16 protein-coding genes, 1 tRNA gene and 1 pseudogene are annotated in these 20,026 nt (G+C 70.1%); 10 read left to right on the top strand and 8 right to left on the bottom strand.

Annotation, left to right across the window (positions count from 1 at the left end; translation table 11 throughout):
* Nucleotides 1-188: 188 nt before the first annotated feature.
* The 8 genes from E4N63_RS15935 to rpmH form a co-directional block, all read right to left on the bottom strand.
* Complete coding sequence (locus E4N63_RS15935; protein ID WP_125623980.1) at nucleotides 189-1,289, bottom strand: ParB/RepB/Spo0J family partition protein; 1,101 nt, start codon at nucleotides 1,287-1,289, stop codon at nucleotides 189-191.
* Complete coding sequence (locus E4N63_RS15940; RefSeq protein ID WP_125623981.1) at nucleotides 1,286-2,404, bottom strand: ParA family protein; 1,119 nt, start codon at nucleotides 2,402-2,404, stop codon at nucleotides 1,286-1,288. The genes E4N63_RS15935 and E4N63_RS15940 overlap by 4 nt, the downstream gene beginning before the upstream one ends.
* 291 nt (nucleotides 2,405-2,695) lie before the next feature.
* Nucleotides 2,696-3,424 (bottom strand): 16S rRNA (guanine(527)-N(7))-methyltransferase RsmG, encoded by a 729-nt coding sequence (gene rsmG / locus E4N63_RS15945; RefSeq protein ID WP_125623982.1) that lies wholly within the window; start codon nucleotides 3,422-3,424, stop codon nucleotides 2,696-2,698.
* Between the two features lie 135 nt (nucleotides 3,425-3,559).
* On the bottom strand, nucleotides 3,560-4,066 hold the full coding sequence (locus E4N63_RS15950) for a R3H domain-containing nucleic acid-binding protein (protein WP_125623983.1): 507 nt from the start codon (nucleotides 4,064-4,066) through the stop codon (nucleotides 3,560-3,562).
* Nucleotides 4,067-4,077: 11 nt separating this feature from the next.
* Nucleotides 4,078-5,205, bottom strand: coding sequence for a membrane protein insertase YidC (gene yidC / locus E4N63_RS15955; protein WP_125623984.1), 1,128 nt, complete (start codon nucleotides 5,203-5,205; stop codon nucleotides 4,078-4,080).
* Nucleotides 5,206-5,208: 3 nt separating this feature from the next.
* Complete coding sequence (gene yidD / locus E4N63_RS15960) at nucleotides 5,209-5,526, bottom strand: membrane protein insertion efficiency factor YidD (RefSeq protein ID WP_125623985.1); 318 nt, start codon at nucleotides 5,524-5,526, stop codon at nucleotides 5,209-5,211.
* Complete coding sequence (rnpA, locus tag E4N63_RS15965) at nucleotides 5,523-5,921, bottom strand: ribonuclease P protein component (protein ID WP_125623986.1); 399 nt, start codon at nucleotides 5,919-5,921, stop codon at nucleotides 5,523-5,525. The genes yidD and rnpA overlap by 4 nt, the downstream gene beginning before the upstream one ends.
* Before the next feature lie 25 nt (nucleotides 5,922-5,946).
* The gene (rpmH, locus tag E4N63_RS15970) at nucleotides 5,947-6,084 is read right to left on the bottom strand and encodes a 50S ribosomal protein L34 (RefSeq protein WP_019707372.1); all 138 of its coding nucleotides are present in this window, start codon (nucleotides 6,082-6,084) and stop codon (nucleotides 5,947-5,949) included.
* A 462-nt stretch (nucleotides 6,085-6,546) separates the two neighbouring features.
* On the opposite strand from rpmH, the gene dnaA reads away from it, so the two are divergent.
* The 10 genes and pseudogenes from dnaA to E4N63_RS16020 all read left to right on the top strand — a co-directional run bounded on the left by dnaA (nucleotide 6,547) and on the right by E4N63_RS16020 (nucleotide 19,949).
* Entirely contained in the window at nucleotides 6,547-8,457 is a 1,911-nt protein-coding gene (dnaA, locus tag E4N63_RS15975; RefSeq protein WP_308188700.1) for a chromosomal replication initiator protein DnaA, read from the top strand.
* Nucleotides 8,458-9,479: 1,022 nt separating this feature from the next.
* Nucleotides 9,480-10,610, top strand: a complete 1,131-nt coding sequence (gene dnaN, locus E4N63_RS15980; RefSeq protein WP_230241007.1) for a DNA polymerase III subunit beta — start codon at nucleotides 9,480-9,482, stop codon at nucleotides 10,608-10,610.
* A 181-nt stretch (nucleotides 10,611-10,791) separates the two neighbouring features.
* Nucleotides 10,792-11,727 carry a phosphogluconate dehydrogenase (NAD(+)-dependent, decarboxylating) gene (gene gnd, locus E4N63_RS15985; protein WP_125623988.1) on the top strand — a complete coding sequence of 312 codons (936 nt, stop codon included), beginning with the start codon at nucleotides 10,792-10,794 and terminating at the stop codon, nucleotides 11,725-11,727.
* 8 nt (nucleotides 11,728-11,735) lie between these two features.
* Nucleotides 11,736-12,925, top strand: a pseudogene (gene recF / locus E4N63_RS15990) (DNA replication/repair protein RecF).
* Nucleotides 12,922-13,611: a DUF721 domain-containing protein gene (locus E4N63_RS15995; protein ID WP_228429426.1), complete on the top strand. Its 690-nt coding sequence runs from the start codon at nucleotides 12,922-12,924 to the stop codon at nucleotides 13,609-13,611. Before recF ends, E4N63_RS15995 begins: the two are co-directional and overlap by 4 nt.
* A 375-nt stretch (nucleotides 13,612-13,986) precedes the next feature.
* Nucleotides 13,987-16,044: a DNA topoisomerase (ATP-hydrolyzing) subunit B gene (gene gyrB, locus E4N63_RS16000; protein WP_125623990.1), complete on the top strand. Its 2,058-nt coding sequence runs from the start codon at nucleotides 13,987-13,989 to the stop codon at nucleotides 16,042-16,044.
* Nucleotides 16,045-16,139: 95 nt separating this feature from the next.
* Complete coding sequence (gyrA, locus tag E4N63_RS16005) at nucleotides 16,140-18,779, top strand: DNA gyrase subunit A (protein ID WP_125623991.1); 2,640 nt, start codon at nucleotides 16,140-16,142, stop codon at nucleotides 18,777-18,779.
* Nucleotides 18,780-18,782: 3 nt separating this feature from the next.
* Nucleotides 18,783-19,496, top strand: a complete 714-nt coding sequence (locus E4N63_RS16010) for a DUF3566 domain-containing protein (protein ID WP_095757104.1) — start codon at nucleotides 18,783-18,785, stop codon at nucleotides 19,494-19,496.
* 83 nt (nucleotides 19,497-19,579) lie between these two features.
* A tRNA-Ile gene (locus E4N63_RS16015) sits at nucleotides 19,580-19,653 on the top strand.
* Between the two features lie 155 nt (nucleotides 19,654-19,808).
* Entirely contained in the window at nucleotides 19,809-19,949 is a 141-nt protein-coding gene (locus tag E4N63_RS16020) for a DLW-39 family protein (RefSeq protein ID WP_019706276.1), read from the top strand.
* Nucleotides 19,950-20,026: the final 77 nt, after the last annotated feature.

The following is a 20,026-nucleotide window of genomic DNA, read 5'->3' on the forward strand; positions in this document are numbered from 1 at the left end:
CTCCTCACTTTCGCTCCCGCCCTCCACCACTTCGAGCGCGGCTCACGTCGGTCCCACGCGCTCCCCGCGGATAGCGAAGCCGAGCGCCCGCCGTGTCCTCGGGCATCGTAACCAGCCTGCCTCCGATCCGGACCGAAGGCAGAGCACAGGGCGGGTCACCACCCGCGTGACCCGCCCTGTGCCTCGGTTCACCTGCCCTCGGCGCTCCCGGCTTCCGCCTCCGGGCCGAGTTCCAGAACCCGGTCCTCTCCCGGAGCGAGCGTCCCCAGGATCCTCTCCAGATCCTCTATGGAGGCGAACTCCACGACGATCTTGCCCTTCTTCTGCCCGAGGTCGACCTTCACCCGGGTCTCGAAGCGGTCGGAGAGCCGCGAGGCCAGCTGGGTGAGCGCGGGGGACACCCGGTTTCCCGCTCGCGGCCCCTTGGGCTTCACCGCGCTGTCCTGCCGGGACCCCATAAGAGTCACGATCTCCTCGACGGCCCGCACCGACAGCCCTTCGGCCACGATCCGGTGAGCGAGGCGGTCCTGCTCCTCCGAGTCCTCCACGGACAGCAGGGCCCGTGCGTGCCCGGCGGACAGCACTCCGGCGGCGACACGACGCTGGACAGGGGTGGAGAGCTTGAGCAGCCGCAGTGTGTTGGACACCTGAGGCCGGGACCGGCCGATGCGGTCCGCCAGCTGATCGTGCGTGCACTCGAAATCCTTGAGCAGCTGATCGTAGGCAGCCGCTTCTTCGAGAGGGTTCAGCTGGGCCCGGTGGAGGTTCTCCAGCAGCGCGTCCAGCAGCAGCTTCTCGTCCTCGGTGGCCCGGACGATCGCCGGGATCCGCTCCAGGCCCGCCTCACGGCAGGCACGCCACCGGCGCTCCCCCATGATGAGCTCGTAGCGCTCCGGAGCCACCTGCCGCACCACGACGGGCTGCAGCAACCCCACCTCTTGGATGGACGTCACCAGCTCGGCCAGGGCGTCCTCGTCGAACACCTCCCGTGGCTGGCGCGGGTTCGGGGTGATCGAGTCCAGGGGCAGTTCCGCGAAATGGGCACCGGCCGGCTGCTCGGCCACCACCTCGGTCGCCGCGGGCACATCCTCCGCGCTCTCATCGGCACCGTTCTGCGGCAGCGCGGTCACCCTGGCCGCCGCCACACCGCGCTCCTGGGTGAGGACCGGGACCGCCGTGGGGGAGGTGGCCCCCTGGGACACCGCCGAGACCGGCTGGTCGCCTCCCTGAGGCGCGGCGGGGATCAGCGCGCCGAGCCCCCTGCCCAGACCTCTGCGTCGTTCACTCACTGCGTCCCCTCCGGCCTGCCGTGCTGTTCGTGCTGAGCGTTGCCGCCCATGGTGTGGGCGTTGTGACCCTCATAGTTGACTCCGACCCCGCGCAACGCGATCTCCCGGGCCGCTTCGAGGTAGGAGAGAGAACCACTGGAGCCGGGATCATAGGTCAGGACCGTCTGACCGTAGCTGGGGGCCTCCGAGATCCGCACGGAACGCGGGATGCTGGTCCGCAGGACCTCGTTGCCGAAGTGGCTGCGCACCTCGTCCGCGACCTGCGAGGCGAGCCGTGTCCGGCCGTCGTACATCGTGAGCAGGATGGTGGAGACATGGAGCTTGGGGTTGAGGTGCCCTCGCACCAGTTCGACGTTCCTCAGGAGCTGCCCCAGCCCTTCCAGCGCGTAGTACTCGCACTGGATGGGGATGAGAACCTCGGCCCCCGCGACGAGCGCGTTCACGGTCAGCAGCCCGAGCGACGGCGGACAGTCGATGAGGATGTAGTCCAGCGGCTGTTCATAGGCCTGGATGGCGCGTTGCAACCGGCTCTCCCGGGCCACCAGGGAGACCAGTTCGATCTCCGCGCCGGCCAGGTCGATGGTCGCAGGGGCGCAGAAAAGGCCCTCGACATCGGGCACGGGCTGCACGACATCGGAGAGGGGCTTGCTGTCGACCAGGACGTCATACACCGAGGGCACCTCGGCATGGTGGTCGACACCAAGCGCGGTTGAGGCGTTTCCCTGCGGGTCGAGGTCGACCACCAGGACCCGCGCCCCGTGCAGAGCGAGCGATGCGGCGAGGTTGACCGTGGTGGTGGTCTTGCCCACGCCACCCTTCTGGTTGGCCACCACCATGACCCGGGTCTGCTCGGGGCGCGGCAGACCGTCACCGGCGCGCCCCAGAGCTTCGACGGCAAGTTGAGCGGCGCGGCCGATGGGGGCGCCGTCCAGGGAGGGCGGCGTTTCACGTGAAACATCAACCCCCGGTGGCGGGGTGTCGGAGGTCACCCCCCGGGAGGGCTCAGCGGCACGGGGACCGGGGACCGGATCGGTCATCGGTCCCGCGATATTGGCGTCGGACCGCAAGGATTCACTCTCCTCGACTTCTGGCTCGCGATAGACAGAGCCTGCCATGCTTTCGGGGTTATGAACCAGCGAGGTCCGTTCTCCTGTGGATGAATCCGCCTCGGACGACCCCTCTGTGGAAAACCGGACCCGCCGCCGGGGCGAGTCCGACGGTGGGTCGGTTGCCGCTTTCTCGGGTGTGGCGTGGTGGCGGGGCACGGCGGCCCGGCCACGACTAATGATTCCATGCAACAGGGAGCGACGTTTCACGTGAAACACGATGCACGCGCCCGGGTTCCCCGGGCGCAACGACACTCCGATTTGGGTGGTTTTGGCAGCTTGTATGGAGCAATGACGGTTTCAGCGCCGCCTTCGCGTACTCCGTGAGGGCCTGGCAACCCGCGCGGCCTTGGCCCGTTTGGCGGCGAAGCGGACACCGCCGGGGCTCTCGCCGACCTCGACCCGCACCACCGTGGAGAGGGGATCCACCACGCCCTCTCCGACATGGAGCACGGAGGTCCGGACGACACCGAGTTTGCTCAGCGCCGCCCTGGCCCCCTTGAGTTCCTCCTCTGCCGTGTCCCCCTTCAGGGCCAGCATTTCGCCGTACGGCCGCAGCAGTGGAACACCCCATCCCGCCAACCGGTCCAGTGGTGCCACGGCTCGCGCCGTCACCACGTGCACGGGTGGCAGGGAGCCCAGCACCTCCTCGGCCCGCCCGCGTACCACCGTGACATGGTCGAGGCCCAGGAGTTCCACCACCTCCTGCAGGAAAGTGGTCCGCCGCAACAGCGGTTCCAGCAGAGTGATGCGCAGGTCAGGACGGACGAGCGCCAGCGGGATGCCCGGCAGCCCCGCCCCGGAACCCACGTCACAGACCGTCACCCCCTCGGGTACGGCCTCGGAGAGCACCGCGCAGTTCAGCAGATGCCGTTCCCAGAGCCGGGGCACTTCCCGGGGACCGATCAGCCCGCGGCGCACCCCCGCGTCCGCGAGCAGTTCGGCGTAGCGGACCGCTTCCGGGAGGCGCTCGCCGAACACCGTCTGCGCGGCGGGAGGTGCCGGGGGAAGCTCTGCTGCCTCGGTCACGGGACCGTCCTTCCTCGGGTTTCCGGAGCACCGCTGCCCGGACCTATGACGCCCGGCGGGACGCCGGCTTGCAAGGCTCACAAAGTACGGCCCCGCCTGCGAACAGGCGGGGCCGGGGCACACATCCGCGTGTGGTCAGACCGGGAGAACGACGACACAGCGCTGGGGTTCCTCGCCCTCCGACTCGCTGCGGAGGCCCGCGGCGGCGACGGCGTCGTGAACGACCTTGCGCTCGAACGGGGTCATCGGCTTCAGCTTGACCGGTTCTCCGCTGCCCTTCGCCTCTTCCGCGGCCCGCGCGCCGAGTTCCGCGAGCTCCTCGCGCTTGCGGGCCCGGAACCCCGCGATGTCCAGCATCAGCCGGCTGCGGTCGCCGGTCTCGCGGTGCACGGCGAGGCGTGTCAGCTCCTGGAGCGCCTCCAGCACCTCGCCGTCCCGCCCGACCAGCTTCTGCAGATCACGGCTGGTCGAGTCGCTGATGATCGACACCGCTGCCCGGTCGCCCTCGACGTCCATGTCGATGTCGCCATCGAGGTCGGCGATGTCCAGCAGACCTTCGAGGTAGTCGGCCGCGATATCACCCTCCTGCTCCAGGCGGGTCAGGGTGTCGGCGCCGTCGGTGGCGGTGGTGCCCTCCGTCACTGGGTGGCTCCTCACTTCTTGGTCGGGTGCTTGGGCCGCTGCCGGCCCTTGCGCTGTCCGGACTTGGTGGTGCGGGAGGCGGACGCGCCCCCGGACTGCTTCTGCTGGTCGCCCTGAGCCGGCTTCTTCTCCAGCGAGGGCTTCTCCTGGGCCTTCTCACCGCCCGCCGGCTGCTTGCCCGTACCCGGCTTGGCGGGTCCCTGGGGAATGGCCGCCTGGCGCTTCGCCTTGGGCTGCCGCTTCGGCTGCTGCCGCTTGGCCCGCGCCTCCTCGACCGCCCGCTTGGCCTCGGCCTGGGCCGGGTCCTCCTTGAGCTTGCCCTTGGCGCGCAGTTTCTCCTGGCGCTGCTGGAAGGCGATGCTGCCCGGAGTGGGGTTGCGCTGGATCACGTACATCTGCTGACCCATGGTCCAGACGTTGGTGGTCAGCCAGTAGACGAGGACACCGACCGGGAAGTTGATGCCGAAGACGGCGAACATGACCGGGAAGATGTACATCAGCATCTTCTGCTGCTGCATGAAGGGCGTCTTGACCGTCAGGTCGACGTTCTTCGTCATCAGCTGGCGCTGCGTGTAGAACTGCGAGGCCGACATCAGGACGATCATGATGACGGTGACCACGCGGACGTCGGCGAGGGTGGCACCGAGACTCTCGACCTTGGCCGCGCTGTCCATGAACTTGGACGCGATCGGAGCACCGAAGATGTGCGCGTTACGGGCGCTGCCGACCAGTTCCTTGCCCATGACGCCGACCGCTTCATTGTTCGCGATCTTGTTGAGGACCTGGTAGAGCGCGAGGAAGAAGGGCGACTGCGCCAGAATCGGGAGGCAGCTCGAGAGCGGGTTGGTCCCCGTCTCCTTGTAGAGCTTCATCATCTCTTCGGACTGGCGCTGCTTGTCGTTCTTGTAGCGCTCCTGGATCGCCTTCATCTTCGGCTGGAGCACCTGCATGTTCCGCGTCGCCTTGATCTGCTTCACGAAGAGCGGGATCAGAGCGATACGGATCAGCACCACCAGCGACACGATGGACAGACCCCAGGCCCAGCCGCTGTTCTCGTCGAAGACAAGGCTGTACAGCGAGTGGAACTGGACGATGATCCAGGAGACGGCGATATAGAGAGGACCGAGGATCGTGTCCACGAATCAGGCTCCTTGGGCGTTGGGCTGAGTCTCGGGCTGTCCCTCGGGCGCCCCGGCGGAGTGAGTACTCCACCGGTTCCGCAGCCGTTGGTGCCAGACCGGATGCTTCCGGGGAGGGACGTGGTCGACGCCACCGGGCGACCACGGATTGCAGCGCAAGATGCGCCAGGCGGTCAGTGCCGTCCCTTTCACCGCGCCGTGCACCCGGATGGCCCCGTAGCCATAGTGTGAACACGACGGGTAGTACTTGCAGACCGGACCCAGCAACGGGCTGATGGTCCACTGATAGAGCTTGATCAACCAGAGCAGCGGATACTTCATCGCTCCGCCTTCTCCTCGGCCTTGCCATGGACGGCCCCACCCAGCAGCCGCCTCAGCGCGGCGTCGAGATCGCGGGTGAGCTCGTGGTGACCGGCCGTTCCCGCCCCGGGCAGTGCCCTTACGACCACCAGGCTACCGGCGGGCAGTGCGGACAACCGCTCCCGCATCAGGTGCCGCAGCCGCCGCTTCACCAGATTCCTGGTCACGGCCCCGCCGACGGCCTTGCTGACAACGAAACCCGCACGCACCGGGGGAACCTTCTCCCCAGGCGCGTGCGGGTCGGTTGAACCGTTGCGCAGGTGCACGACGAGGAGCGGGCGACCGGCCCGGCGCCCTCGGCGTACCGCGGTGGCGAAGTCCTCGCGCCGCCTCAGCCGATTCTCGGTAGGCAGCACGACATGGACCCTGAGCTCTGGTTGCTCAGGCCGACAGACGCGTGCGGCCCTTGGCGCGGCGGGTCGCGAGGATCGCGCGGCCGGCACGGGTCCGCATACGCAGCCGGAAGCCGTGGGTCTTCGCGCGGCGGCGGTTGTTCGGCTGGAAGGTGCGCTTGCTCACTCGGGGGCTCCACTAGGACTCGGGTATTGCGTGACGTCATCTGGCTGTCACCGTGCGCCCACGAGTAGCTCGCACACGCCCGAGTGCACCGCATGATCGACACTCAAGCGATCTTCGCCCATCGGAGGCAGGCGGCAGCAGCCATCGACAACTCGACCTGCTCACGGTACGCGCGGCCACGTCACCCGGTCAAACCGGGTCCACGCCGGGCACCGGGGCCCCGCCTCGCGCCGCGGCCCGTCCCCCCGCACGTCTCCCCGGGCGAGGCTGCGGGCGAGGCCGTGGAAAGGCGGGCGGGCCGAGCATGGCACATTTGTACACACCCTGTGGACAACGACTTGAACCCCGCGCGTCGGCCTGACTACCGTGGCGGAACTCCGGATTCTTCCCTCCCGCCCCGAGAACCACACATCCGTGGGATCCGTCGGCGCCACCCACCCAGTGAGTGAGAGAGCGTGCCTTGTGGCTGACGTACCTGCTGATCTTGCCGCGGTGTGGCCCCGCGTCCTCGATCAGCTTCTCGGCGACGACGCCCAGGGCATCGAGGCCAAGGACCGCCGCTGGCTGAAGGACTGCCAGCCACTCGTCCTGATCGCCGGGACCGCGGTGCTCGCGGTCCCCAATGAATACGCCAAGGGCGTCCTCGAAGGCCGGCTCTCACCGCTGATCAGTGAGGCCCTCAGCCGCGAGTGCAACCAGACGGTGCGCCTGGCGGTAACCGTCAGCGCCGCCGGGGCCGGCGGAGCGGAGCCGGCCCCGGCGCAGAACCCGGTACCGCAGCAGGCCCAGCGCTATGAGGACCCCCAGCACTACGAGGAGCCGCAGCACCCGGATCCGCAGCGGGACGTCTACGACTACGACGGCGGATACGACGGCTACGGCCGGCCCGCCGACGGCCTGCCCACGGCCCGTCCCGCCTACCCGGACTACCAGCGGGGCCGCCCCGAGCCCGGCGCCTGGCCCCGGCCGCGCGAGGACTACGGCTGGCGCCCGCCCCGGTCAGGCGGCTTCCCGGAGCGCGACCCCTATGCCTCCCCGCACGGGGACCAGCAGCAGGGCCGCCCGCACCGCTACGAGGACGCCCCGCACTACGACGAGTCGCAGCGCTACGACGAACCGCAGCGCTACGAGGACCCCCAGCGCTCCGTGCCACAGCAGGGCGACTACCGGTCCGGCGCCTCCGACCGCCCGCCGTACGGCTCCCAGCACCGCGATCTCCCCGAGCCGCCGGCCGGCCGGAGCCACGGGGGCCCCGGCGGACCGGCCGGGCTTCCCGCGCCGAGCGGGGCGCCCGGGCCGCTGGCCGCCCAGCCCGCGCCCGCGACCGGCCCGGGTGAGCCCACCGCGCGGCTGAACCCGAAGTACCTCTTCGACACCTTCGTCATCGGTGCCTCCAACCGCTTCGCGCACGCCGCCGCGGTGGCGGTCGCCGAGGCGCCGGCCAAGGCGTACAACCCGCTGTTCATCTACGGGGAGTCGGGGCTCGGCAAGACCCACTTGCTGCATGCCATCGGGCACTACGCGCGGAGCCTCTACCCGGGCACGCGGGTGCGCTACGTGAGCTCCGAGGAGTTCACCAACGAGTTCATCAACTCCATCCGCGACGGCAAGGCGGACGCGTTCCGCAAGCGCTACCGCGACATGGACATCCTGCTGGTCGACGACATCCAGTTCCTGGCGAGCAAGGAGTCGACGCAGGAGGAGTTCTTCCACACCTTCAACACCCTGCACAACGCCAACAAGCAGATCGTCCTCTCCTCGGACCGGCCGCCCAAGCAGCTCGTCACCCTGGAGGACCGGCTCCGCAACCGCTTCGAGTGGGGCCTGATCACGGATGTGCAGCCGCCCGAGCTGGAGACGCGGATCGCGATCCTCCGGAAGAAGGCCGTCCAGGAACAGCTCAACGCCCCGCCGGAAGTCCTGGAGTTCATCGCCTCCCGTATCTCCCGCAACATCCGGGAGCTGGAGGGCGCGCTAATCCGGGTGACCGCCTTCGCCAGTCTCAACCGTCAGCCCGTGGATCTCGGGCTGACGGAGATCGTGCTCAAGGACCTGATCCCGGGCGGCGAGGACGCGGCACCGGAAATCACGGCCTCGGCCATCATGGCGGAGACGGCCGCCTACTTCGGTCTCACCGTGGAGGATCTCTGCGGCTCGTCCCGGAGCCGGGTGCTCGTGACCGCCCGCCAGATCGCCATGTATCTCTGCCGGGAGCTGACGGATCTCTCCCTGCCGAAGATCGGCGCCCAGTTCGGCGGACGCGACCACACGACCGTGATGCACGCCGACCGCAAGATCCGCGCGCTGATGGCCGAGCGGCGCTCGATCTACAACCAGGTCACGGAGCTCACCAACCGCATCAAGAACAGCTGACGGACCGCGCGGCCGCCGCGGCGGTACGAGAGGGCGCTCCCGGGAGTACGGCTCCGGGGAGCGCCCTCGGCGTTCCCCGGCCTGTGCCGGCCCCGAGCCGCCGGGCCGGGCCGGACGGTGCGCGCCCCGCGGCTCGGGGCGCGCCTCTCCGTGGCCTTCCGTGGCCTCTCCGTGCGCGTCTCCGTTGCCTCTCCCCGCGCGTCTCCGGGCCGGTTCCGGCTCCCCGGGGACGTGCGTACACCGCACACACGTCCCGGCGGCCGTGCTCCGCGCATCCCGGCACTGTTCGAATACGTGCCGCCGCAGGGCGGTTCTCCACAGCGGATGGGCAAATGAGCTGTCCACACCCTGGGGAGAGGGAAGTTGTCCAGATCTTGTCCACAGCCGGCCTCCGGTGAAGGCGGCACCGGGAGGTCAAGCGCCTGTGGACTTGTGGCTATCCGGTCTCCACAGACTGTGGAGGAACAGCCCGGCCTGCGCGCGGCGGCCCGGTTGTCCACCGTCCGCCCACAGGGAAGGCCCTGTTGTGCACAGCCTTTCCACACCGTTGTCCACTGTTCGGCAACACAACACCCCTCGTCACCGCCAAGAGTGAACTGCATCACATCAACGCGCCGGATTGGGCTGTGCAGAACCTGGGTAAAACTGGGGACGCCGCTGGGGAGAACCCGCCCTTCCCTGTGTACGGCGTGTGCAGAACTCTTCCCCGTCCACAGGACCGGTGAGTTGTCCACCGGTCCCGCCCACAGGGCCCGTGGACAAAAAACAGCTGCTGAGCTGCGAAAAGCGGGTTATCCACGGTTTCCACAGGCCCTACTACTACGACCACGTAGTTACAGGGGGAAATCCGTTTCGAAGTGGGGCCTGTGCACAACTCGCCCTCGGGCCGCGCCACGCCTCCCGGCCCGACTTGACCCCGGAGCGCACCGAGTGTCCGTGGTGTGCGTCAGACTGGACCGGCGGCACACAGCCGACGACGAAGGCCAGCAGGGCGAGCCAGCAACAGCAGGAGGCGGCTTACGGTGAAGATCCGGGTTGAGCGCGATGTACTCGCGGAGGCGGTGGCCTGGGCGGCCCGCAGCCTCCCGGCCCGTCCGCCGGTGCCCGTCCTCGCGGGCCTGCTGCTGAAGGCCGAGGACGGTTCCCTGAGCCTGTCGGGCTTCGACTACGAGGTCTCGGCCCGCGTCTCCGTCGAGGCGGACGTGGAGGAGGGCGGCACGGTCCTCGTGTCCGGCCGGCTGCTCGCCGACATCTGCCGCGCCCTGCCGAACCGCCCCGTGGAGATCTCCACGGACGGTGTGCGGGTGACCGTGGTCTGCGGGTCATCCCGCTTCACCCTCCACACCCTCCCCGTGGAGGAGTACCCGGCGCTGCCGGACATGCCGGACGCCACCGGCACCGTCCCCGGCGAGGTCTTCGCCGCGGCCGCCGCACAGGTCGCCATCGCCGCCGGCCGGGACGACACCCTCCCGGTGCTCACGGGCGTCCGGATCGAGATCGAGGGCGACACGGTCACGCTGGCCGCCACCGACCGCTACCGCTTCGCGGTCCGTGAGTTCCTGTGGAAGCCCGAGATCCCCGACCTCTCCGCCGTCGCCCTGGTGCCGGCCAAGACGCTGCTCGACACGGCCAAATCGCTCACCAGCGGCGACACCGTCAGCATCGCGCTGGCGGGCTCCGGCAAGGGCGAGGGCCTGATCGGCTTCGAGGGCGCCGGCCGCCGCACCACCACCCGCCTCCTCGAAGGCGATCTGCCGAAGTACCGCACGCTCTTCCCGACCGAGTTCAACTCCGTCGCGGTGATCGAGACCGCTCCGTTCGTCGACGCGGTCAAGCGCGTGGCGCTGGTCGCCGAGCGGAACACCCCGGTGCGCCTCAGTTTCGAGCAGGGCGTGCTGATCCTGGAGGCCGGTTCCAGCGACGACGCACAGGCTGTGGAAAGGGTGGACGCCCAGCTCGACGGGGACGACATCTCGATCGCGTTCAACCCCGGCTTCCTGCTGGAGGGACTGAGCGCCATCGACTCCCCGGTGGCCCAGCTGTCCTTCACCACCTCCACGAAGCCCGCCCTGCTGAGCGGCAGGCCCGCCGTGGACGCGGAGGCGGACGACGCCTACAAGTACCTGATCATGCCGGTGCGACTGAGCGGCTGAGCGGCGGGTACCCGGCGGGAGCCGGCGTCCGCGCGGGCCACCGCGCCGGGACCGGCGTTTTGTCCCCGTCGCCCCCTCCGACGTGCGTCTGAGCACCGGAAGCCCACAGGTGAGCGGCGGGTGCCCGGGCGTAGGCTCGGCCGGGTACCAATCGCAACGACTACGTCGAAGAGGGTCACTGATGGAGCTCGGTCTCGTCGGTCTCGGCAAGATGGGCGGCAACATGCGCGAGCGCATCCGCCGCGCAGGTCACACCGTCATCGGATTCGACCACAATCCGGATCTTGCCGATGTCCACAGCCTGGAGGAGCTGGTGGGCCGGCTCACGGGCCCGCGCGTCGTCTGGATCATGGTCCCGGCCGGTGCGGCGACCCAGTCGACCATCGACGCACTCGGCGAACTGCTCTCCCCCGGGGACGTGGTGGTCGACGGCGGCAACTCCCGCTGGACGGACGACGAGAAGCACGCCCGGGAGCTCGCCGAGAAGGGCGTCGGCTTCGTCGACTGCGGTGTCTCCGGCGGCGTCTGGGGCCTGGAGAACGGCTACGCGATCATGTACGGCGGTGACGCCGCGGACGTGGCCAAGGTCCAGCCGGTCTTCGACGCCCTCAAGCCCGAGGGCGAGTTCGGCGCCGTCCACGCGGGCCGGGTCGGCGCCGGCCACTTCGCCAAGATGGTCCACAACGGCATCGAGTACGCCATGATGCAGGCCTTCGCCGAGGGCTGGGAGCTGCTGGAGGCCGCCGACTCCGTCACGGATGTGCGCGAGGTCTTCCGCAGCTGGCAGGAGGGCACGGTCATCCGCTCCTGGCTGCTGGACCTGGCCGTCCGCGCCCTGGACGACGACGAACACCTCACCGCCCTGCGCGGCTACGCCCAGGACTCCGGCGAGGGCCGCTGGACCGTGGAGGCCGCCCTCGACCACGCGGTGCCGCTGCCCGCGATCACCGCCTCGCTGTTCGCCCGGTTCTCCTCCCGCCAGGACGACCCCCCGGCCATGAAGATGATCGCCGCCCTGCGCAACCAGTTCGGCGGTCACGCGGTCACGGCCGCAACGGGGGACGAGAAGGGCGCCGACGCCCCGGGCGCGGACGTCGAACCGCCGGTGGGCGGCTGACGGCCCCGATGCACGTAGCCCATCTGTCGCTCGCCGACTTCCGGTCGTACGTCCGGGTCGAGGTCCCCCTCGACCCGGGCGTCACCGCCTTCGTCGGCCCCAACGGCCAGGGCAAGACCAATCTGGTGGAGGCCGTCGGCTATCTCGCCACGCTCGGCAGCCACCGCGTCTCCTCCGACGCCCCGCTGGTGCGGATGGGCGCCGAGCGGGCGGTGATCCGGGCCGCAGTGGTCGGCGGGGACCGGCAGCAGCTCGTCGAGCTGGAGCTCAATCCGGGGCGGGCCAACCGGGCCCGGATCAACCGCTCCTCGCAGGTGCGGCCGCGGGACGTCCTCGGCATCACCCGCACCGTGATGTTCGCGCCGGAGGACCTCGCCCTGGTCAAGGGCGACCCGGGAGAGCGCCGGCGCTTCCTGGACGAGCTGATCACCGCCCGCTCCCCGCGCATGGCGGGGGTGCGGTCGGACTACGACCGGGTGCTCAAGCAGCGGAACACGCTGCTCAAGAGCGCCGCGATGGCCCGCCGTCACGGCGGCCGCGGGGCGGACCTCTCCACGCTCGACGTCTGGGACCAGCATCTGGCCCGGGCCGGCGCGGAGTTGCTGGCCCAGCGGCTGGATCTGATCGCCGCGCTGCAGCCGCTCGCCGACAAGGCGTACGAGCAACTGGCGCCCGGGGGCGGCCCGGTCGTGCTGGAGTACCGCGGCTCGGCGGGTGAGCGGCTGGGTGAGGCGGGCAACCGCGAGGAGCTGTACGAGGTGCTGCTGGCGGCGCTCTCGGAGGCCCGCAAACAGGAGATCGAGCGCGGGGTGACGCTGGTCGGGCCGCACCGGGACGACCTGGTGCTCAAGCTCGGCCGGTTCCCGGCGAAGGGCTACGCGAGCCACGGGGAGTCCTGGTCGTACGCGCTCGCGCTGCGCCTCGCCTCCTACGATCTGCTGCGCGCCGAGAGCCCGGCCGGTCCAGGCGTTCCGGTGGCTCCGGAGGGCGGGGCGGGAGGCGGGCCGGCGAGCCGGTGCTCGTCCTGGACGACGTCTTCGCGGAGCTGGACACCCGCCGACGCGACCGCCTCGCGGAGCTGGTGGCCCCGGCGGAGCAGGTGCTCGTCACGGCGGCGGTGCCGGAGGACGTGCCGGGCGTGCTGGCGGGAGCGCGGTACGAGGTGGCCGGCGGCACGGTCGAGCGGGTGGCGCCATGACGAACGGCGGAGTGCGCGGACCGGGCGGGCCGGCCCGCCGGGACGGCCCCGGAGCGCCGGGCCCGGCCGCGGCCGGGCCGGGAACCGGTGGCTCGGGCCCGGGCTCCGGCGGGCCCGGAAGCGGTGGGCCCGGATCCGCGGGCAAGGTACCGGCGGGGACGCCGCCGGAGCGCCCCGCGGAGCCGCAGTCATCCGGGGTCGATCTCGCCCGCGTCGCCCTGCGGGCGGCGAAGGAACAGGCCCGGGCCCGGGGCGCGGCCGCCCAGCAGAAGAAGCAGGCCCGCCGCGGTGGTCTGCGCTCGGGGGCGCGGGCCGACGGCCGGGATCCGCTGCCGCTGGGCGCGGCGATCGACCGCCTGATCACCGACCGCGGCTGGGAGGCCCCGGCGGCGGTGGGCGGGGTGATGGGCCGCTGGCCGCAGATGGTCGGCCCGGATGTGGCGCAGCACTGCGCGCCCGAGCGGTACGACGAGGAGGCGCGGGTGCTGACGGTGCGCTGCGACTCCACCGCGTGGGCCACCCAACTACGCCTCCTGGCACCTCAGCTGGTGGCCCGGCTCAATGGCGACCTGGGCCGGGGAACGGTCCGGCTGATCAAGGTCCTGGGTCCCGGGGGCGGGCCCCGGCAGGGCTACGGTCCGCTGCGGGCGCCGGGAAGCAGAGGACCGGGCGACACCTACGGCTGACGTTCATCCGAGTCCGGGACAGCGCCTGCGGAACCCTCCGCGGAGCCCTCCCCGACCACCCCGCGGAGGGCCCCGGAACCGCTGGGGAACCGCCCCCGCGGCGCCGCGGGGGCGCTGTGACGGATGTGCCTCCCGGGGCGTCCCGCTGTGTGGTCGGGGGTTGACAGCCCGAAGCGCTGAGTGCCCCTGTGGGCCGCTCGGAGCCCGGGCCCGCATATGGGGAGTCGGCAGACGCCGGTTCAGGGCGGCACACAACGATCCAGGCACCGGCAAACCCCCATTCATGTCAGCGCTACCGGTAGACTGGTGGCCATACCGCCGACTTGCGGAACATGTCGAACGACGCAGCCGCTCCTGCACGCCGGGAGATGGCGTGTGCTGTGCCAGAAAGGGCGCTTCGTGGCCGATTCCGGCAACCCCAACGAGACCAACACCGCTCCCCCCACCGCTTCCGGTGACGGCCCGCCGTCCGTGTACGAGGCCGCACAGGAGGTCGCGTACGACGCCAGCGCGATCACGGTCCTGGAGGGCCTGGACGCGGTGCGCAAGCGGCCCGGCATGTACATCGGTTCGACCGGTGAGCGGGGCCTGCACCACCTTGTGCAGGAGGTCGTCGACAACTCGGTCGACGAGGCTCTGGCCGGGCACGCGGACACCATCGAGGTCACGATCCTCGCCGACGGCGGGGTGCGGGTGACCGACAACGGCCGCGGCATCCCCGTGGGCATCGTCCCGTCGGAGGGGAAGCCCGCCGTCGAGGTCGTGATGACCGTGCTGCACGCGGGCGGCAAGTTCGGCGGCGGCGGCTACGCCGTCTCCGGTGGTCTGCACGGTGTCGGCGTCTCGGTGGTCAACGCCCTGTCGACGCGCGTCGCCGTCGAGGTGCGCACCGAGGGCCACCGCTGGACGCAGGACTACAAGCTCGGGGTGCCGACGGCGCCGCTGGCGAAGAACGAGCCGGTGGAGGACACCGGCACCACGGTCACCTTCTGGGCCGACCCGGACATCTTCGAGACCACCGACTACTCCTTCGAGACGCTGGCGCGGCGCTTCCAGGAGATGGCCTTCCTCAACAAGGGCCTGGCCATCTCGCTGACCGACGAGCGCGCGGACCATGTGGACGAGGAGGGCAAGCCGCTCTCCGTCCGGTACCACTACGAGGGCGGCATCGTCGACTTCGTGAAGTACCTCAACTCCCGCAAGGGCGAGCTGGTCCACCCCTCCGTCATCGACATCGAGGCGGAGGACAAGGAGCGGCTGCTCTCGGTGGAGATCGCGATGCAGTGGAACGCCCAGTACACCGAGGGCGTCTACAGCTTCGCGAACACCATCCACACCCATGAGGGCGGTACGCACGAGGAGGGCTTCCGGGCCGCGCTGACCGGGCTGATCAACCGCTACGCGCGCGAGAAGAAGCTGCTGCGGGAGAAGGACGACAACCTCACGGGTGAGGACATCCGCGAGGGTCTGACGGCGATCATCTCGGTCAAGCTGGGCGAGCCGCAGTTCGAGGGTCAGACGAAGACCAAGCTGGGCAACACCGAGGCGAAGACCTTCGTCCAGAAGATCGTCCACGAGCACTTCATGGACTGGCTGGACCGCAACCCCAACGAGGCCGCGGACATCATCCGCAAGGGCATCCAGGCCGCCACGGCCCGGGTCGCGGCCCGCAAGGCGCGCGATCTGACCCGCCGCAAGGGCCTGCTGGAGAGCGCGTCGCTGCCGGGCAAGCTGAGCGACTGCCAGTCCAACGACCCCACCAAGTGCGAGATCTTCATCGTCGAGGGCGACTCCGCCGGCGGCTCGGCCAAGTCCGGCCGGAACCCGGAATACCAGGCGATCCTCCCGATCCGCGGCAAGATCCTCAACGTCGAGAAGGCGCGGATCGACAAGATCCTCCAGAACCAGGAGGTGCAGGCGCTGATCTCGGCCTTCGGCACCGGGGTGCACGAGGACTTCGACATCTCCAAGCTCCGCTATCACAAGATCATTCTGATGGCGGACGCCGATGTCGACGGCCAGCACATCAACACCCTGCTGCTGACGTTCCTCTTCCGCTTCATGCGCCCGCTCGTCGAGGCCGGTCACGTCTACCTCTCCCGCCCGCCGCTCTACAAGATCAAGTGGGGCCGCGACGACTTCGAGTACGCCTACTCGGACCGCGAGCGGGACGCGCTGATCACCCTCGGCCGGGAGAACGGCAAGCGGATCAGGGACGACTCGGTCCAGCGCTTCAAGGGTCTGGGCGAGATGAACGCCGAGGAGCTCCGCATCACGACCATGGACACCGACCACCGGGTGCTGGGCCAGGTCACCCTGGACGACGCGGCCCAGGCGGACGACCTGTTCTCGGTGCTCATGGGCGAGGACGTCGAGGCGCGGCGCTCCTTCATCCAGCGCAATGCCAAGGACGTCAGATTCCTGGACATCTGACGCATTCCGGCATCCGCTTCTGGACTCCGGCGCGGCGCCAGCCCCGATCCGGGCCGGTGCTCCGCGCCGTACCTCGAAAGGACTTCTGAACTGCCATGGCCGACGTGACCCCGCCTCCCTCCGAAGGCGGCCCCGCCGTCCCCGTTCCCGTCAGCCCCGAGGGCGAGCCCGTCGCCATCGAGGGCGTGGGCATGCGGGTCGAGCCGGTGGGCCTCGAAACGGAGATGCAGCGCAGCTATCTCGACTACGCGATGTCCGTCATCGTGTCGCGTGCGCTGCCCGACATCCGCGACGGGCTCAAGCCGGTGCACCGCCGGGTGCTGTACGCCATGTACGACGGCGGCTACCGCCCGGAGAAGGGCTTCTACAAGTGCGCCCGCGTCGTCGGCGACGTCATGGGCACGTACCACCCGCACGGCGACTCCTCGATCTACGACGCGCTGGTCCGCCTGGCGCAGCACTGGTCGATGCGGCTGCCGCTCGTCGACAGCAACGGCAACTTCGGCTCCCCGGGCAACGACCCGGCCGCGGCCATGCGGTACACCGAGTGCAAGATGACGCCGCTGTCGATGGAGATGCTCCGGGACATCGACGAGGAGACCGTCGACTTCCAGGACAACTACGACGGCCGCAACCAGGAGCCGACGGTCCTGCCGTCCCGCTTCCCGAATCTGCTGATCAACGGCTCGGCCGGGATCGCGGTCGGCATGGCCACGAACATCCCGCCGCACAACCTCCGCGAGGTGGCGGCGGGCGCGCAGTGGGCGCTGGAGAACCCGGAGGCCTCCCGCGAGGAGCTGCTGGACGCGCTGATCCAGCGCATCAAGGGCCCGGACTTCCCGACCGGCGCGCTCGTCGTGGGCCGGAAGGGCATCGAGGAGGCGTACCGCACGGGCAGAGGCTCGATCACCATGCGGGCAGTGGTGGAGGTCGAGGAGATCCAGGGCCGCCAGTGCCTGGTGGTCACCGAACTGCCCTACCAGGTCAACCCGGACAACCTCGCGCAGAAGATCGCCGACCTCGTGAAGGACGGCAAGGTCGGCGGGATCGCCGACGTCCGCGACGAGACCTCCTCGCGCACCGGCCAGCGGCTCGTCATCGTGCTCAAGCGGGACGCGGTCGCCAAGGTCGTGCTCAACAACCTCTACAAGCACACCGATCTGCAGACCAACTTCGGCGCCAACATGCTGGCCCTGGTGGACGGCGTGCCGCGCACGCTCTCCCTGGACGCCTTCATCAAGCACTGGGTGGACCACCAGATCGAGGTCATCGTCCGGCGGACGCGGTTCCGGCTGCGGAAGGCCGAGGAGCGGGCGCACATCCTGCGCGGCCTGCTCAAGGCGCTGGACGCGATCGACGAGGTCATCGCGCTGATCCGGCGCAGCGACACCGTCGACACGGCCCGCGGCGGCCTGATGGGCCTGCTGGAGATCGACGAGATCCAGGCGAACGCGATCCTGGAGATGCAGCTCCGCCGGCTGGCGGCCCTGGAGCGGCAGAAGATCACCTCGGAGCACGACGACCTCCAGGCCAAGATCACCGACTACAACGAGATCCTGGCCTCCCCCTCGCGGCAGCGGCACATCGTCAGCGAGGAGCTGACCGCGCTGGTCGAGCGGTTCGGCGACGACCGGCGCAGCAAGCTGGTGCCGTTCGAGGGCGACATGTCCATCGAGGACCTGATCGCCGAGGAGGACATCGTCGTCACCATCACGGGCGGCGGTTACGTCAAGCGCACCAAGACGGTGGACTACCGCTCCCAGAAGCGCGGCGGCAAGGGCGTCCGGGGCACCAAGCTGAAGCAGGACGACATCGTCGACCACTTCTTCGTCTCGACCACCCACCACTGGCTGCTGTTCTTCACGGACAAGGGCCGGGTCTACCGGATCAAGGCCTACGAGCTGCCGGACGCGGGCCGGGACGCGCGCGGCCAGCACGTCGCCAATCTGCTGGCCTTCCAGCCGGACGAGAAGATCGCCCGGATCCTGGCCATCCGCGACTACGACGCGATGCCGTACCTGGTGCTCGCCACCAAGTCCGGCCTGGTGAAGAAGACCCCGCTCAAGGACTACGACTCGCCGCGCTCGGGCGGCGTCATCGCGATCAACCTCCGGGAGACGGAGGACGGCCGCGAGGACGAACTGATCGGCGCGGAGCTGGTGTCGGCCGACGACGACCTGCTGCTGATCAGCAGGAAGGCCCAGTCGATCCGGTTCACCGCCTCGGACGAGACGCTGCGCCCGATGGGGCGGGCCACATCGGGCGTGAAGGGCATGAGCTTCCGCGCGGGCGACGAACTCCTCTCGATGAATGTCGTCCGGCCGGGTACTTTCGTCTTCACCGCCACCGACGGCGGTTACGCGAAGCGGACGAATGTCGACGAGTACCGCGTCCAGGGCCGCGGCGGCCTCGGTATCAAGGCCGCCAAGATCGTGGAGGACCGCGGTTCGCTGGTGGGCGCTCTGGTGGTCGAGGAGAGCGACGAGATCCTCGCCATCACGCTGAGCGGTGGTGTGATCCGGACACGGGTCAACGAGGTCAGGGAGACGGGCCGTGACACCATGGGCGTCCAACTGATCAACCTGGGCAAGCGCGATGCCGTGGTCGGTATCGCCCGGAACGCCGAGGCCGGACGTGCGGCTGAAGAGGTCGAGGAAATCGCCGACGCAGCCGTCGCGGCCGAGCCCGAGGCGGCCGGGGACGAGGAGTCCTCGGCCGGAAGCCAAGAGGAGTAAGCCGTGAGTGGAGCCACGGGCACCGGCGCGGGTGGTGCGGAGGCCGAGGGGCGACACGTCCCCCCGGGGGCCACCGGGACGGGCGGTGCCCGCGGCCCCGCCGCGGCCGGCGGCCCCCCGCACGCCGCCCCGTATCCGGCAGGCACACACCATGGGGGGACCGCCGCTGTGACGGACACGCGTCAGCCCTATCCGCAGCAGCCGGCGGAGCCGTACCACCCGCCGCAGGCCTACGCGTCGCCCGCCGAGGCGGGGCAGCCGCCCGTCGCGGTCCCGGCCCAGGCACCGGGGCAGCCGGTGCGCAGACCGCGCACCGGCGCCGGGGCCCGTACGGTCCCGCGGACGCGCAAGGCGCGGCTGCGGGTCGCCAAGGCGGACCCGTGGTCGGTGATGAAGGTCGGCTTCCTGCTGTCCATCGCGCTGGGCATCTGCACCGTCATCGCCGTGGCGGTGCTGTGGATGGTGCTGGACGCCATGGGGGTGTTCAGCACGGTCGGTACGACGATCGGGCAGGCGACGCAGTCCGGCGAGGGCGGCGGTGGCGGTTTCGACCTGGAGTCGTTCCTGTCGCTGCCGCGGGTGCTGATGTTCACCTCGGTCATCGCGGTGATCGATGTGGTGCTGGCGACGGCTCTGGCCACGCTGGGCGCCTTCGTCTACAACCTCTCCGCCGGGTTCGTCGGCGGTGTCGAGCTGACGCTCGCCGAGGACGAGTAGCGGCCGGGCGGGGGCGCCTCACCACCTGCGGAACCGATTTTGGGACCGGGCCCGGTGTGCGCTAATCTTCAGGGGCAGCGCGCGGGGCTATAGCTCAGACGGTTAGAGCGCTTCCCTGATAAGGAAGAGGCCACAGGTTCAAGTCCTGTTAGCCCCACCTCTGTGCATCGGCCCGGACGGATCCCGTCCGGGCCGATCTCGTCTGTCCCGGCGGCCGGTTGGCGCTTCCGCCGGAGGTCACCGAAGGGTATCGGCCGGTGTGTATAGTCGGGCGGCAGAGGTCCCCTACGTCAAGAAGGACGAGGTAGCGCGGTGAAGAAGCTGCTCCTGGTCGCACTGGCCGCCATCGGCGGGCTCCTCGTGTACCGCCAGATCCAGGCGGACCGCGCCGAACAGGATCTGTGGACGGAGGCGACCGACTCCGTGCCCGCAGGTTCGGGTTCCGGTGTGTGAGACCGACGCCAAGCCTGTACGAGCCCCGGCCGCCGTGAGCGGCCGGGGCTCCGTGCTGTCCGGCCGCTCACGGCGGC

It is taken from the genome of Streptomyces sp. MNU89 (genome assembly GCF_020982505.1).
Classification (GTDB): Bacteria; Actinomycetota; Actinomycetes; order Streptomycetales; family Streptomycetaceae; genus Streptomyces; species Streptomyces xinghaiensis.